Here is a 13,695-nt window from a genome sequence, read left to right as displayed (position 1 = left end):
ATCGGTCGGCTGGGGCGCAACCGGTCATCAAGGGGACGGCGTTGAACCGTACGCGGTCAGGAAACGGTCGCGGAAGTCGCTCATCTTCCAGACGGGGGTCTGCTGATTGGGCTGCAGGCCGTCCGTCCAGCCCCAGTGGGCGATCTTGTCGAGGACCTTCGGATCCTTGGCGACGATCGAAACCGGCACGTCACGGCTGGCGTTGTCGCCGCTGACCCGGGCGATGGGCTGGTGGTCGCCGAGGAAGACGAGCACGGTGTTGTCGTTGCCGTACTGCACCAGGTAGTCGATGAGGCTGGTCACCGAGTACTGGATGGACTTGCCGTACTCCTCCTTCGACCTGGTGGAGTTGGTGAGCAGTTCAGACGGGTCCGTGCCCTCCTTCTCGATGGCGTCGAAGATCGAGCCGTCGCCGAGCTGGTCCTGGGGGACCGTTTTGGGGATGGGCCCCCAGGGCTGGTGGCTGGAGGTCAGGATGATCTCCGACATCAGGGGCTTGTCGTGCTTCTTGCCGTGCTCCAGGCGTTCGAACGCGGCCAGGGCGAACTGGTCGGGCATGGGCGACCAGCTGAACTTGGGCCCCTCGTAACCGAGGTGGTGGGAGTCGTAGATGTGGTCGAGGCCGAAGAACTTCCCTTCCGGCCAGGTCTTCTGGACGCCCGGCATGATGCCGACCGTGCGCCAGGCACCCGTCTTCTGGAAGGCGCTGGTGAGGGTCATGTGGTCGCCGTTGGTGACGGTGCGGTAGCGCTGCTGGTTGTTGATCCACAGACCTGACAGGAAGGTGGAGTGGCCCAGCCAGCTGCTTCCGCCGTACGTCGCCGAGGTGAGCCAGCCGCTCTCCGCCGCGAATCCCGCCTCGCGCAGCTTCTCGTTCTCGGCTGTGAGGGTCGCGTTCACCCCTGGCGCGATGATCGGGTCCTCGATCGCGCTGCGGCCGTAGCTCTCGATGAAGGTGATCATCATGTCCTTGCCGCGCAGGCCGGTCAGCAGCTGGTCCGGCGGGGTGTTGGCGAAGGCGTCCTTCTTGGCCACCTTGGCGAACTCCGCCTCGTCCCGAAGGGTCGACTGCACCGCCTGCACCCGGATACGGACGAGGTTGGCCGAACGGTCGGCGGCGACCGGCAGGTCGTCGGTGAACTGCACGCCGAGCGTGGCGCAGGCGACCCAGACGGTGCCGAAGACCAGCGTCGTGCGGGTCGCGGTGGCGGCGTGCCGGGCCATGATGTTGCCCAGCCGGACGACCGCCAGCGTCATGACGACGAGCACGACGAGGACGAGGACCACGATCGCGACGACGGCTGCGAGCGTGCCGTTCTCGCCGATCGTGTCCTGGAGATACGTATGCGCGTCGCCGAACAGGGACCAGTCGAGGATCGGGTTGAATTCGCGCCCGAGGTATTCCTTGAAGCCCATGTCGAGGAGGTTCAGGATCATTTGCACGCCGAGGGCCAGTCCCGCGAGCACCGCCACCACGACGCGCGGCCTGCGCGGAAGGGCGATCAGAATCGCGGCACCGAAGATCGCCTCCACCGGGATACGCACGAAGGCGAGCGGTATCACGCCGGCGGCGTTGTTCGACATGAGCAGGGTGAACAGCACGAGCGCGGTGGCGAGACCTGTGGTGGTCCACGTCGCCACCTTCCCGGCAACGGGGTACCTCTCACGCCAACCGCCCCAGACCCGCCAGTTTCCCCGCCCGCCGCGCCCCGAGCCCGCCTCGGTGGGGGGTTCGAGGGTGGCCGAAGTTGTGGGTTCGGTGGGGGGTTCGGGGGTTGCCGAGGTTGTGGGTTCGGTGGGGGGTTCGGGGGTTGCCGAGGTTGTGGGTTCGGCAGCGGGTTCGGGTGTGTGTTCGGTAGGGGCTTTCGGCGGGTCTTCGGCGAGGGCTTCCGGCGGGTGTTCGGCGGCGGCTTCGGCTGGGGCTTTCGGCGGGTCTTCGGCGGCGGCTTCCGCCGAGGGCTCCGGCGTGGGTTCGGGCGCGGCCTCGGAAGGGGTCCCCGGCGTCGGCTCGGCGGCGCCTTCCCGCGTCAGCCCGTCCTCCTGAGGCGCCTGCGTCTCATCCGTCGTCTCGCTCGTTATCGGCGGCTGGCGAGAGCTCGTGTTGAACGACAACCCTGCGGTCCTTCCCTGCGAAGCGCTGTGCTGGTGCTGCGGGTGCTGGTGCTGCGTATCAGCCCGAGCAAGTCGGGCCGATACGCCCGTATCTGTGTACGGCGGCGCGGCGGCCCCTGTTCAATCACCCGGGTCCGCTTCCGGTCAAGCGGATCACCGTTTCTCGTCAAGGCCGACTCGCACAGCCTCGTCAACGGCCGGGCGAAGGCTCAAGCCCGTCCCCGCGTGGGCAGCGACACCGTCACCGCCAGGCCCTTGCCCGGCGACGTCCGCACCACCACCTCGCCCCCGTGCGCGGTCACCACGCCCTGCACTATCGCCATGCCGAGTCCGCTGCCCGCGCCGCCGCCCGCCCGGAAGAAGCGGTCGAAGATGCGGGCCGCGTCGTCCTGCGTCAGGCCGGGGCCCTCGTCCGCGACACACAGCCGTACGACGCCGTCCGCGCGCTCCAGACCCAGCCGCACCGGTACCTCCGCGGGGGTGTGGGTGCGTACGTTGCCCACCAGGTTGCCCAGCACCTGGCGCAGGCCGGACTCGTCGGCGTGCACGAGAAGGGTGCCCTCGGCGCCCACGGTCACCGGGCGGCCGGGCTGCTGGGCGCGCAGGTCCTCCGCCGCGTCCCGCACCAGACGGCTCAGGTCGACGTTCTTGAAGCGGAGTTCGGGGCGCTGGTCGAGCCTGGCGAGGGTGAGCAGTTCGTCCACCAGGCGGCCCATGCGGTCGGCCTCCGCGTGCATCCGGTCCCAGGCCCGTCTGCGCTCGGCCAGGTCGGGCAGCATGCCCTTCTCGATCAACTGGAGATAGCCGCGGATCGCCGACAGCGGGGTGCGCAGCTCGTGCGAGGCGTCCGCGACGAAGCGGCGCAGCTGGGCCGCGCTGTTCTCGCGTGTCCGGTGGGCCGCCTCGACCTGGTGGAGCATGGAGTTGAGGGCGATCCGCAGCTGTTCGACCTCCTGCGTCGGATGCCGGTTGGAGGGCACCCGGCGGGTGAGGTCCCCCTCGGCGATCGCGGAGGAGGTCTCCACCATGTCCTCCAGCGGGCGCATCCGGCGGCGCACGCTGAACATCGTCAGGCATCCCAGCAGGGCCAACAGCAGGGCGCCCATGGCCACATCGAGCTTGAGGGCCTTCGCGATGCCGTTGTGCAGCCCGTCGGTGGAGTTGGCGAGCAGGATGTAGGTGCCGTCGGACAGCCGGGTCCCCGTCACCCGGTACTCGGCGTCCTTCACGGTGACGTCGTGCGGTTCGGGGTCGGTGGCGAGGGTGCGCGGATCGTCCACGGCGGAGGCCAGCGCGAGTTGTGAACCGGTCAGCCTGAGGCCGCCGATGGAGACGGCGCTCCCGTCCTCGTCGACGGCCGTGAAGATCGAGTTCGACGTCGGCGAGGAGTCGGTGTCCGACTCCGGTTCGAGCCGGTCGCGTATGAAGGCCAGCGCGCTCAGCGAGTCGATCTGCCGCATGGTGAGCTCCGAACTGCCCAGGCCGTCACGCGTCTTGGTGAGGTTCGCGTCGATCTGGTCGAGCAGGTAGTGCCGCATGCCCATCAGGCTCACCGCGGTCGCCACGATGATGCCGAGGGCCAGCAGGGCCACGTTCGCCAGCGTCAGGCCGCCGCGCAGCGAGTGCATCGCGTGCCGGCAGCGGGACCGGGTGTTGCGCACGGACGGGATCAGCGCGCCCCAGATGCTCATGCGAGCCCGTATCCGACGCCCCGCCGGGTCTGGATCACGGGCGGTCCCAGCGGTTCGAGCTTGCGCCGCAGATAGCTGATGTACGTCTCCACGACCGTCGACTCGGCGGAGTGCTCGTACTGCCATACGTGCCGCAGCAGTTGCTCCTTGGGGACGATCCGGCCGCCGTTGCGGACGAGGAAGCGCAACAGGGCGTACTCGGTGGGGGTGAGCTCCACCGTGTGGTCGCCGCGGTGCACGCGGTACGTCGTCTCGTCCAGTTCCAGGTCGCCGTAGCGCAGGGGCGGCCGCTCGGGCAGGACGTCGGCCGGGCGGGTGCGGCGCAGTACGGCCGTGATCCGGGCGACCACCTCATCGATGTTGAACGGCTTGGTGATGTAGTCGTCGCCGAAGCCGAGCGCGCCCACGATCTCGGCCGGCGCGTCCCGTGCGGTGAGGAACACGACCGCCAGGTCCGGCTGGCGTTCCCGCAGTTCGCGGCCCAGGGCCCGGCCGTCGCCGTCCGGCAGCATCACGTCGAGCAGTGCCGCGTCGGGGCGGGTGCGCTCGGCGAGGGTGAGCGCCTGGCGGACGGTGGTCGCCGCCATCACCTCGAAGCGGTGGTAGCGCAGGGCGATGGTGAGGACGTCGGCGATGCTCGGCTCGTCCTCGACGACGAGGACCGTGGCTCCCACGTGAGCGGTCATGCCCCCAGTATCCGCGGCGCCGCCGACAGCGGGCCCGTTCCGCTCATTGGAGTTCCTTGAGAGTCATGCGTGAGCGCTGCCCTGCACCAGGGGTTGTCGACATCCTGAGGGCTCAGGACCCGGGGGACCCGACAAAGGAGCGTTGAGCGTGGCGACATTGGCGCGGTGGTGCTATCGGCACCGGCTGGTGGTCCTGTTGCTGTGGGTGGGGGCGCTGTTCGGACTCGGCTTCGCGGGTTCGTCCGCGGGGACGAACTACGCGGACACCTTCTCCCTTCCCAACACGGACTCCAAGCGTGCGTACGACCTGATGGAGAAGGCGTTTCCCGAGCGGGCCGGTGACACCGACACGGTGGTGTGGAAGGTCGACGGCGGATCGGTGCGGGACGAGTCCGTACGGTCCCGGATCGAGCCCGCGCTCGTCGAGATCGGCAAGATGAAGGGCGTCGGCGCGGTCACCGACCCGTACGCGGACGGGGGCGCCGCGCAGATCAGCAAGGACGGCCGGATCGCGTACGCGCAGGTCACCTTCGCCGAGCAGGCGAACGCCGTACCCAAGGAGCTCGTCGAGGACGTCGTCGACACCGCTCAGGACGCCGAACGCGACGGACTGTCCGTGGAGTTGGGCGGTCAGGCGATCCAGCGCGTCCAGGAACCGCCGACCGGTCTGGCCGAACTCGTGGGCGTCGGGGCGGCCGCGATCGTCCTGTACCTGGCCTTCGGCTCGTTCCTCGCGATGCTGCTGCCGCTCGCCGTCGCCGTCTTCGGTGTGGGCACCGGCATGTTCTCCACCCAGCTCCTGAGCCATGTCACCAACGTGCCCGAACTCGCCTCGCTGCTGGCGACGTTGATCGGCCTCGGCGTCGGGATCGACTACGCGCTGTTCATCGTCACCCGGCACCGGCGCGGCCTGATGCGCGGCGAGAAGCCGGAGGACGCGGCGGTCACCGCCCTCAACACCTCTGGCAGAGCAGTGCTGTTCGCGGGCGGCACGGTCGTGATCGCGCTCGCCGGCATGCTCGTGATGAACCTGCGCTTCCTGGACGGTGTCGTCATCGGCACCGCCCTCACCGTCGTGCTGAGCGTCCTCGCGGCGGTCACCCTGCTGCCCGCGCTGCTCGGCCTGCTCGGCATGCGGGTGCTCAGCCGCCGCCAGCGGCGCAGGCTCGCCGCCGAGGGACCGCAGCCGGACCGTACGAGCGGCCTGGCCGTGCGCTGGTCCGCGACCGTCGAGCGGAACCCGCGCAAGGTCGCCGCGCTGGCCGTCGTCGTCATGGCGGTCCTCGCGCTGCCGCTGCTGTCGCTCCGGCTCGGCACGACCGACCAGGGCAACGACGACGCCACGACGACCACCCGGCAGGCGTACGACCTGCTGGCCGAGGGCTTCGGCCCCGGCTTCAACGGCCCCCTCCAGGTGGTCACGGAGAACCCCGACACCGACGGTCTGGTCACCGGCATCCGCGACACCGAGGGAGTCGCCCAGGTCGTCGCCCTGCCGCCCGGCCAGGGCGTCACGGTGATCCAGGTCGTGCCGACCACCTCACCGCAGTCCGTCGAGACCGACGAACTCATCGACACCCTGCGCGACCGGGTCATCCCGGAGGCGGGCGTCAACGCGCACGTCGGCGGCGTGACAGCCGTGTCCAAGGACTTCAGTTCCGTGACCGCGGACCGGCTGCCCTACTTCATCCTGGCGATCATCGGCCTCGGCTTCCTGCTCCTCATGGTCGCCTTCCGCTCGATCGTCGTCCCGCTGACCGCGGCGGTGATGAACCTGATCGCGGCAGCCGCGTCCTTCGGCGTACTCGTCGCGGTCTTCCAGTACGGCTGGGGCCTGGACCTGCTGGGTCTGGGCAAGGAAGGCCCGATCAACTCCTTCCTGCCCGTCATCATGCTCTCGCTCCTCTTCGGCCTCTCGATGGACTACCAGGTGTTCCTGGTGAGCCGGATGCACGAGGAGTGGGTGCACACGCGGGACAACGCGCGAGCGGTCCGCGTCGGCCTCGCGGAGACCAGCCGGGTCATCAACTCCGCCGCCCTGATCATGGTCTGCGTCTTCCTGGCCTTCGTGCTGAGCGGCGACACCGGCGCCGCGATGGCGGGCGTCGGCCTGGCGGCGGCGGTCGCGCTCGACGCCTTCATCCTGCGTACGGCCCTGGTGCCGGCCGCGATGCACCTGCTCGGCAACTCCAACTGGTGGCTGCCCGCCGGTCTGGAGAAGCGGCTGCCGCACCTGGCGGTCGAGCCGAAGGAGGACGCCGAGCCCGCCCCTGTCGCGGCCTCGACCGGCGCCACGGTGGTGCACGGCTTCGTCCGTGACGGCGAGGGCGCGCCGCTCGACGGCGCGGTCGTCATCCTGCTCTCCAAGGGCGGCCGTCAGCTCGACCGCGTGAACTCCCTGGCCGACGGCTCGTACATCGTCTCGGCCCCGGCCCCGGGCACGTATCTGCTGGCGGCGACGGCCCCCTCGTACGCCTCCCGCGCCCGGCACGTGGTCGTGACCGAGGAACCGCTCGTGCACGACGTGGAGTTGACCGACGAGGAGGTCGACGCCGTCAACTGAGGCGGGAACGTCCGACAAGGCATGGAGGGGTGTGCTCCCGGAGGAGCGCGCCCCTCAGTGCTTTTTCGCCGGGTCGGGAAGCGCCTTCGTCATGCCCGGCAGGAAGTCCGTGAACAGTTCGTGCACCTCGTGGACGAGTGGCCGCAGGATACGGAAGCGGGCCAGGGAGACGCCGCGCGAGGTGAGACGGGCGCCGCGTTCGGCCAGCCGGTAGCTGCGCTCGCGCCCCTCGGTCCGGTCGAAGACCCAGTACAGGACCAGCCCCATCTGGGACAGCCACATCAACTCCGGGAGGATGTCGCGGAGTTCCTGCGGCACCTTCGTCTTCGCCCCGGCCAGCACCTCCCGGTGGACGCTGATGGCCTCGGCGCGCGCGTGTGCCGACTCGGGGGAGAAGGGGCTGAGCGGGCTGTCCGGGTCGGCGGCGTTCTTGAAGAACTGGACCGCGAACTCGTGGTACGGCGTGGCGATGTCCAGCCATGCCTTCAGCACGCCGCCGAGCCGGGCCTCCAGATCGGTCTCACGGTCCAGGACCTCGCGGGCCGCCGCCTGGTGCTCGGTGGCGATCCGGTCGTAGAAGCCCTGGATCAGGTGTTCCTTGCCGGCGAAGTAGTAGTACGCGTTACCCACGGAGACCCCGGCCTCCTGGGCGATGGCCCGCATGGTCGTCTTGTCGTAGCCGCGTTCCTGGAACAGCCGCATCGCCGTCTCCAGGATCAGAGCGCGGGTCTGCTCGCTCTTGGCGGGGCTCTTCGGGGGACTTTTCGCGGGGCTCTTCGCGGGCGGCGGAACCTCGCCGGGGCCGGGGCTGTCTGTCGGTGCTGGCACGGTGGAGAGCCTAACGAGTGGAGCAGGTGCCGCTGTCGCAGCCGGGAGGGTGATAGGTCCAGCCGGACCGGGGGTCGTACACCCATCCGTCACCGTTGTAGTAGGCGCCACCGGCTCCGGAGGCGCTCCCGGCTCCGGCCTTCTGCCTCGTACGCCATTTCGCGGCGGCGAGCATCGCGCCCTTCGCCAGACGCGCGCCCGAAGGGGTGCTCAGCCGGTGGGCGAGGGGCCGGTGCTCGCGCAGCGCCCAGAGGCAGACCACCCAGGCGGCGGGTCCCCGGTAGACCTGCCCGGCGTCCCCCACGACGGTGATCTCCTCAAGGGTGACCGAGTGGTCCAGCTCCGGATACCGCCCCCGGGCCTCGTCGGACCCGGCCGCGACGAACCGCAGCGGCACGAGCTGGGGCTGCCTGCCCAGCCAGTCGCGCAGGAAGGAACAGAGCGAACAGTGGGCGTCGTACAGGACGGTGAGCCCGAGGACCGGGACGCCGCGTGCGTCCCGGCCCGCCGTGGCCGCCGGGTCCGGCCGGGTCACTGTGCTCACGCCCCGGCCGACGGAGCGATCCAGTCCGTCGGCGTGACGGGCGGCAGCTGCTCCCGCTCCATGAGCCCCCGGCGCCGGATCCTGTTGAGCACGTACACGTTGCCGAGGTGCATGACCCCGAGCACCAGCAGCACCACGCCGAGCTTGGTCGACAGGGCCTCGAAGATCCCGCGGGCGTCCGTGATCTCGTCGTCCCCGTTCAGGTAGAGCGCGACGAAACCCAGGTTGACCAGGTAGAAGCCGACGACCAGCAGATGGTTGACGGCTTCGGCGAGCTTCTCGTTCCCGTGCAGTACGTCGGCCAGGAAGATCCGCCCGTTACGGCTCAGCGTGCGCGCCACCCACACCGTCAGCGCGATGCTGACCAGCAGATAGATGACGTACGAGACCACCGTGAGGTCCATGTCCCCACCCCTCCATGCTTTCTTGAACGCGTTCAAAACGCTGTCGAGAAAGAATGTAGCTCTGTTTTTGAACATGTTCAAGTGAGCGTTGGGGGGTGGGGGTTGAATGATGGGGGGTGGCGGCGTCGCGTCCGTTCAGGCCGGCCGGCTGAGCTCGGGCCGCTTGCTGTAGTCCGTGAGGCCGATGACGTTCCCCCAGGGGTCGGCGAACTCGACGGTCCACCCGGTGGCGCCCTTGAAGGGCGGGTCGAGGGTCGGCACGCCGGAGGCGGTCAGCTCCTCCGCCACCCCCCGGGCGTCCCGCACCTCCAGCCACACCCGCGGCGACGCCCACACCGGCGCCCGCCGGCTCAGCTCCTCGTCCAGCCGCAGCAACAGCCCCGGCGTCTCCTTCCCCACCTTCAGCAGGGCGATCCCGGCCTCGTCCAGCCGGAACGACACGGGGAACCCGGCCCGCTCGTAGAAGCTCACGGCCTCGTCGAGGTTCCCGACGGGCAGCAGCACGTTGTCGAACCCGAGCAGCTCGTACGACTCATCATCTGACATGTCGTCAGATTAGGTGGACGCGCTTCGGGAGGCCCGGGGGCTGACCGTGGGGGTCACCCGTTGGGGGGAGGCGGGTGACATTCCCCCTGGGTACGCTGAATCGACAGGCGAGACTCCGTCGCATGGGAGCAACCATGAGCGCCGCATCCGGGAACGGGCTCGACGACGAGCCGCCGTACCGCTGGCCCATCCCGCCTCCCGAGGGCTGGACCGCGGACGACCTCGACCGGATTCCGGGCCTCCCGCCGCACACGGAGTTGATCGACGGGAGTCTCGTCTTCATGAGTCCGCAGACCGTCTTCCACGGGCGCTGCCTGCGCCTCCTGGAGAACAGCCTCCTGAAGCAGGCACCGGACCACCTTGATGTCATGCGGGAGATGACCATCAAATTGGACGCCAGGAACCGTCCGGAGCCCGACGTTCTGGTCTTCCCGGTGGAAGCGAATACCGGCCCGCACCAGACCTGGTATCGCCCGGAGGACATCGTCCTGGCGGTGGAAGTCGTCTCCGCCGAGTCTCGCATGCGCGATCGCGAGGTGAAGCCCCGCAAATACGCCGCGGCCGGCTTCCGACACTTCTGGCGAGTCGAGGAAGACGACGCCAAGGGCCTCCCCGTCGTCTACGTCTACGAACTCGACCCCGCCACCAGGTCCTACGCCCTCACCGGCATCTTCCACGACCGCCTCGAACTCACCGTCCCCTTCGAGGTGGAGATCGACCTGACGTCGATCAACCAGCGGCGGGGATGAACGGAGGCGGGAGAGCTCGCCGGTGTCGCGAAGTCCCCCCTCCCTCCGCGTTCCCTCACCCGATGGCGATACGGGCCAGCCAGGCGGCAGACGCCCCGACGACCTGCGTTCCGGGTCCCGAAACCACGCTGGTCCTGCCGCCTGGGTAGAACCCCACGGAGCCGTCGGACCGAATGGCCCACATGTCGGGGATCGAGTCACCGTTGATGTCGGGCGTGCCCATCAGATGCGGCATGCTGCCGCTGGACCAGCCCGTCGCGCCGTACTCGGTGTCCGCGCCGCCCGAGGAACTTCCGGACAGCGCGAGCGAGTTCAGGTCGACGCCACCGCCGCTCGCGGCGACGCCCTTGCGGAGTATCAGCCTGCCAGAGATGTCGGTGCGGTAGACGAGGTCGGTGACGCCGTCGCCACTGACGTCCTGGACGGTGACGAGGTCACGGTCCAGCCAGGCGGCGGAGGTGATCAGGCGGGTCGCCTGGTCGATGGTCGCGCCGTGGTAGCCGGTGAGGGCCCACAGTTCCTCACTGGTCCCGGTGCTGACAGTGGCGAAGAAGTCGGTCCGGCCGTCACCGGTGGCGTCCCCGGCGCTGACGATCTGGGTGATGGCCGCCGGGCTGGGCGCTCCCTCGGGCAGCAGGATCTCCAACCGCTTGTCGACGTTCACCGCGCCATAGCCGTCCCCGGGGTACACCCACAGCTTGCCCCCGACACGGACGACGAGGTCCTGGAGGCCGTCGCCGCCGGTGATGTCGCCGTTGTGGGTGATCAGTGAGCCTCTGAAGTGACCGGCGGGGGCGGCCACGTATGGCTGCAGGTCATCGCCGTTGGGGTCCTTGGCCGGGTTGGCCCGGTAGGCGCCCGGCATTCCGTAGTCCAGGTCGCCGGTGCCCTTGGTGAGGTCGTCGCTGACAGCCTGGGACGGGTAGAGGACCAGGTTGCCGTCCATGGTGACGGCCATCAGGTCGGGAAGCTTGTCGCCGGTGAAGTCGCCTGGTGCGTCGGCCTGGTCCCGGGGCGTCACGTAGAAGAAGTACGTGGTCGGCTCCGAGACGTTGCCCGCGCTGTCGACCGTCCTGACGAACAGCACGTTGGGGCCGGCCGAGGGCGGCTTGGCGTTGGAGAGGGTGGAACTGATGAGGGTGGACGAGCCGTTCACGCGGTTCACGCTGCCCGTGTACGAAGGCGAGTTGAAGCCGTACTCGTAGCGCACGACGTCGGTGTTGAGGGCGCGCACCGTGAAGGCGCCGGGCGTCCCGAACTTCTTGACACTCCACTTGGCGTCCTCGGAACCACTGCCGAAGCCGTTCTCGCTGCCGTCGGCGTTCGGGAAATCGGTGGAGCTGACTTTTGGCGGCCGGGGGGCGGAGGTGTCCAGGACGAAGTGGCACGCTGATCTGGCGGGGTAGTAGCTGGAGCTGGAGTTCGCGTCGTCGAAGGCGCGCACCCGCCAGGAGTAGGTGGTGCCGTTGGTGAGTCTGCTGGTGGGGAAACCATTGGTGGTGCCGAGGGCGGTGCCCTTGTCGATGCCGGCGGAGACCTTTCCGGTGCCGCCGAGCAGATCCCCTACCGTGTTCCACTTGGTGGTGGGCCACAGGTCGAAGTCGAGATAGTCGAGGTTCTTGTCCTTGTCGGACGCCCGCGCGGTGAACGTCAGGTCGGACGATGCCATGCGGACGTACGGCTTGGTCGTGGTGCACTTGCCTTCGGGGCCGAGGTCGAGCGACGTGGGGTCGATGGTCGGCTTGCGGTTGTACACGAGCTCCAGGACGGGCGCGTTGTCCCCGTTGGCCTGGAACTTCTTCCACGCGTACTGCGAGTGCTCGTCACGGGCACGCATGCCGAACGTGATCGAGTCCTCACCCTCGTCCGCCCGCTTCTGAGCGGCCTGCCTCACGTCGAAGGTCTCGTAGGCGTCCCTGCATCCGGACTTGTAGCCGTGCGCGAAGCTCTTGGTCGCGAACTTGTTGCCGTCGTGCAGACCGGGCGCGTTCTTCCAGTTGGTGTGGGAGTTGATCTCCCGGGTGAGGTGCACACTCATCGAGCGGGCACTGCATGACCAGGCGTACGTCTCCAGCACGCGCAGCTTCGCACTGGTGATCTTCGTGCCCTTGAGGTCCTTGTCGAAGGCGATGTTGAAGTACGAGCGCGAGGTGCCCCAGGTGTCGGACTCGAAGCCGACGCGGGCCTCGTGCGTACCGCCCTTGTTGAAGCCCTTGCCGTTGTAGAAGGTGGCGTTGGGGTGGCGGCTGTAGGCGGTGGTCCAGTTCTGGGTGTGCTTCTTGACCGAGGGGTCGATGAAGACCGGGTAGGTGGTGGCCGCATCGGCGAGGAAGTCCTGGTCCGGTGTGAGGGTCCAGTTCCCGCCCGACAGGTCGGCCTCGACCACATTGCCGTGGGAGTCGGGGGAGGGCCCGTCGAGGGAAGGAAGGCTGAGCGTGGCCGCCGAACCGGTCTGTGACGGGGCGGGGGTCGGCTCGGGTGGGGCGGACGGCAGCGGGGACTCCGACACGGTGGGTTCGGGTCCGTCGGAGGCCGAGGGCAGCTCTTCCGGGCTCGGATCGGCCTGCTCGTCCGACTCGACTTCCTCTTCCTCGGTAGCGCTCGGACTTTCGCTGTCGCTCGGCGTGGTGCTGGCCGAGTCCGTCGGGTCGGGAGCCTCCGACTCGGTCGGCTGGGCGGTGGCGCCCACGCCGCCGTCGGTGACCGCCGGAGTGCCGCTGCTGTCCCACATCAGCGGGGTCGGCGACATCGCGACCTCTTCCGCGTAGGCGTTCTCGGCGGTGACGATGCCGGAGACCGGATCGAGGCGGAAGGTGAGGTCCGCGGAGCTGATCCCGTACGCGAGTTGCTGGACCTGCGGATCGGCCGCTGCCTGGCGGTTCTTCAGGACGAGCAACTGGGCGAAGCCGTCGTCGTCCGCGGTGAGGACCAGGTCGGCGCCCGGGAAGATCTCCGGATACAGGGCCCGGGAACCGTCGATGATCGGTGCGGGAACCGGCCCGGGCCAGGTGAGCTGGATGTCGTGGTCGCCAACATGCAGAGTCACCAGAGGGGTTGGGGTGGCATCCGCCGCGACTGAGACTCCCTTTGCCAGGGATACGCGCTTCACCGAAGAACGCGAAGCACGCTGATCCCCCTGTCCCTTCGAGTCGCTGCTGTCAGACCCTGCCGAGAACACCATCCGCGTGTTGGTCGCCGTGGGTTCCCAACCGTTTTTGGTGCGGCGCAGGTCGTAGTCGACGGGCTTCCACTCGCCGCCGACCTTGGCGCGGATGGACGAGGAGTACAGCCTCTTGGCCATAAGGCCGTCGGGCTGGGCCCAGGTGGTGGAGCGTGCCGTGCGCAGCGCGGTGACCTCGACGGGCTTACCCGTCTTGGCAGCCTGATTCAGCGCCACGCCTTCGGTGACCGCACCCGCGTTGTGCGCTCGGTTCACTTCGTTTCGCGGGGCGGAGTCGCCCAGCCGCAGGCCGGCGTAGGTGATGCCCGTCGCGGCGACCGCGGCGGCGAGTATCGCTGCGGTGGTACGACGGCCGGGCATGCGGCGCCAGTTGCGCGTGTTGCGCGTCATC

Annotated in this window: 10 protein-coding genes; 2 read left to right on the top strand and 8 right to left on the bottom strand. The window is 69.1% G+C overall.

The genetic code is table 11. The features are described from left to right. Positions 1-27: 27 nt before the first annotated feature. The 3 genes from ACIP79_RS11330 to ACIP79_RS11320 form a co-directional block, all read right to left on the bottom strand. Positions 28-1,641 (bottom strand): sulfatase, encoded by a 1,614-nt coding sequence (locus tag ACIP79_RS11330; RefSeq protein WP_401222035.1) that lies wholly within the window; start codon positions 1,639-1,641, stop codon positions 28-30. Positions 1,642-2,321: 680 nt separating this feature from the next. Continuing rightward, positions 2,322-3,803, bottom strand: a complete 1,482-nt coding sequence (locus tag ACIP79_RS11325; RefSeq protein ID WP_401222033.1) for an ATP-binding protein — start codon at positions 3,801-3,803, stop codon at positions 2,322-2,324. Next, the gene (locus ACIP79_RS11320; protein ID WP_383680444.1) at positions 3,800-4,489 is read right to left on the bottom strand and encodes a response regulator transcription factor; all 690 of its coding nucleotides are present in this window, start codon (positions 4,487-4,489) and stop codon (positions 3,800-3,802) included. The genes ACIP79_RS11325 and ACIP79_RS11320 overlap by 4 nt, the downstream gene beginning before the upstream one ends. A 157-nt stretch (positions 4,490-4,646) precedes the next feature. Here ACIP79_RS11320 and ACIP79_RS11315 point away from each other — a divergent pair, with 157 nt between their 5' ends. Next, positions 4,647-7,052: an MMPL family transporter gene (locus tag ACIP79_RS11315; RefSeq protein ID WP_401222133.1), complete on the top strand. Its 2,406-nt coding sequence runs from the start codon at positions 4,647-4,649 to the stop codon at positions 7,050-7,052. A gap of 54 nt (positions 7,053-7,106) precedes the next feature. On the opposite strand, the gene ACIP79_RS11310 is transcribed toward ACIP79_RS11315, so the two are convergent. From ACIP79_RS11310 to ACIP79_RS11295, 4 genes are all read right to left on the bottom strand, one after another. Next, entirely contained in the window at positions 7,107-7,772 is a 666-nt protein-coding gene (locus tag ACIP79_RS11310) for a TetR family transcriptional regulator (protein WP_401222131.1), read from the bottom strand. Between the two features lie 118 nt (positions 7,773-7,890). Then, on the bottom strand, positions 7,891-8,424 hold the full coding sequence (locus ACIP79_RS11305) for a thiol-disulfide oxidoreductase DCC family protein (protein WP_401222031.1): 534 nt from the start codon (positions 8,422-8,424) through the stop codon (positions 7,891-7,893). Next, positions 8,421-8,828 (bottom strand): hypothetical protein, encoded by a 408-nt coding sequence (locus ACIP79_RS11300; protein WP_401222029.1) that lies wholly within the window; start codon positions 8,826-8,828, stop codon positions 8,421-8,423. The genes ACIP79_RS11305 and ACIP79_RS11300 overlap by 4 nt, the downstream gene beginning before the upstream one ends. Before the next feature lie 135 nt (positions 8,829-8,963). Next, a complete protein-coding gene (locus ACIP79_RS11295) occupies positions 8,964-9,374 on the bottom strand; it encodes a VOC family protein (RefSeq protein ID WP_401222027.1) in 411 nt (136 codons plus the stop codon). Positions 9,375-9,508: 134 nt separating this feature from the next. Here ACIP79_RS11295 and ACIP79_RS11290 point away from each other — a divergent pair, with 134 nt between their 5' ends. Then, positions 9,509-10,123, top strand: coding sequence for a Uma2 family endonuclease (locus ACIP79_RS11290; RefSeq protein WP_401222025.1), 615 nt, complete (start codon positions 9,509-9,511; stop codon positions 10,121-10,123). A 55-nt stretch (positions 10,124-10,178) separates the two neighbouring features. On the opposite strand, the gene ACIP79_RS11285 is transcribed toward ACIP79_RS11290, so the two are convergent. Then, positions 10,179-13,694, bottom strand: a complete 3,516-nt coding sequence (locus ACIP79_RS11285) for a DNRLRE domain-containing protein (RefSeq protein ID WP_401222023.1) — start codon at positions 13,692-13,694, stop codon at positions 10,179-10,181. Position 13,695 lies beyond the last annotated feature (1 nt).

Source organism: Streptomyces sp. NPDC088747, from assembly GCF_044751025.1.
Lineage (GTDB): Bacteria > Actinomycetota > Actinomycetes > Streptomycetales > Streptomycetaceae > Streptomyces.
The sequence above is the reverse complement of the archived record's forward strand: the minus strand, read 5'-3'. Positions and strand labels throughout refer to the sequence as shown.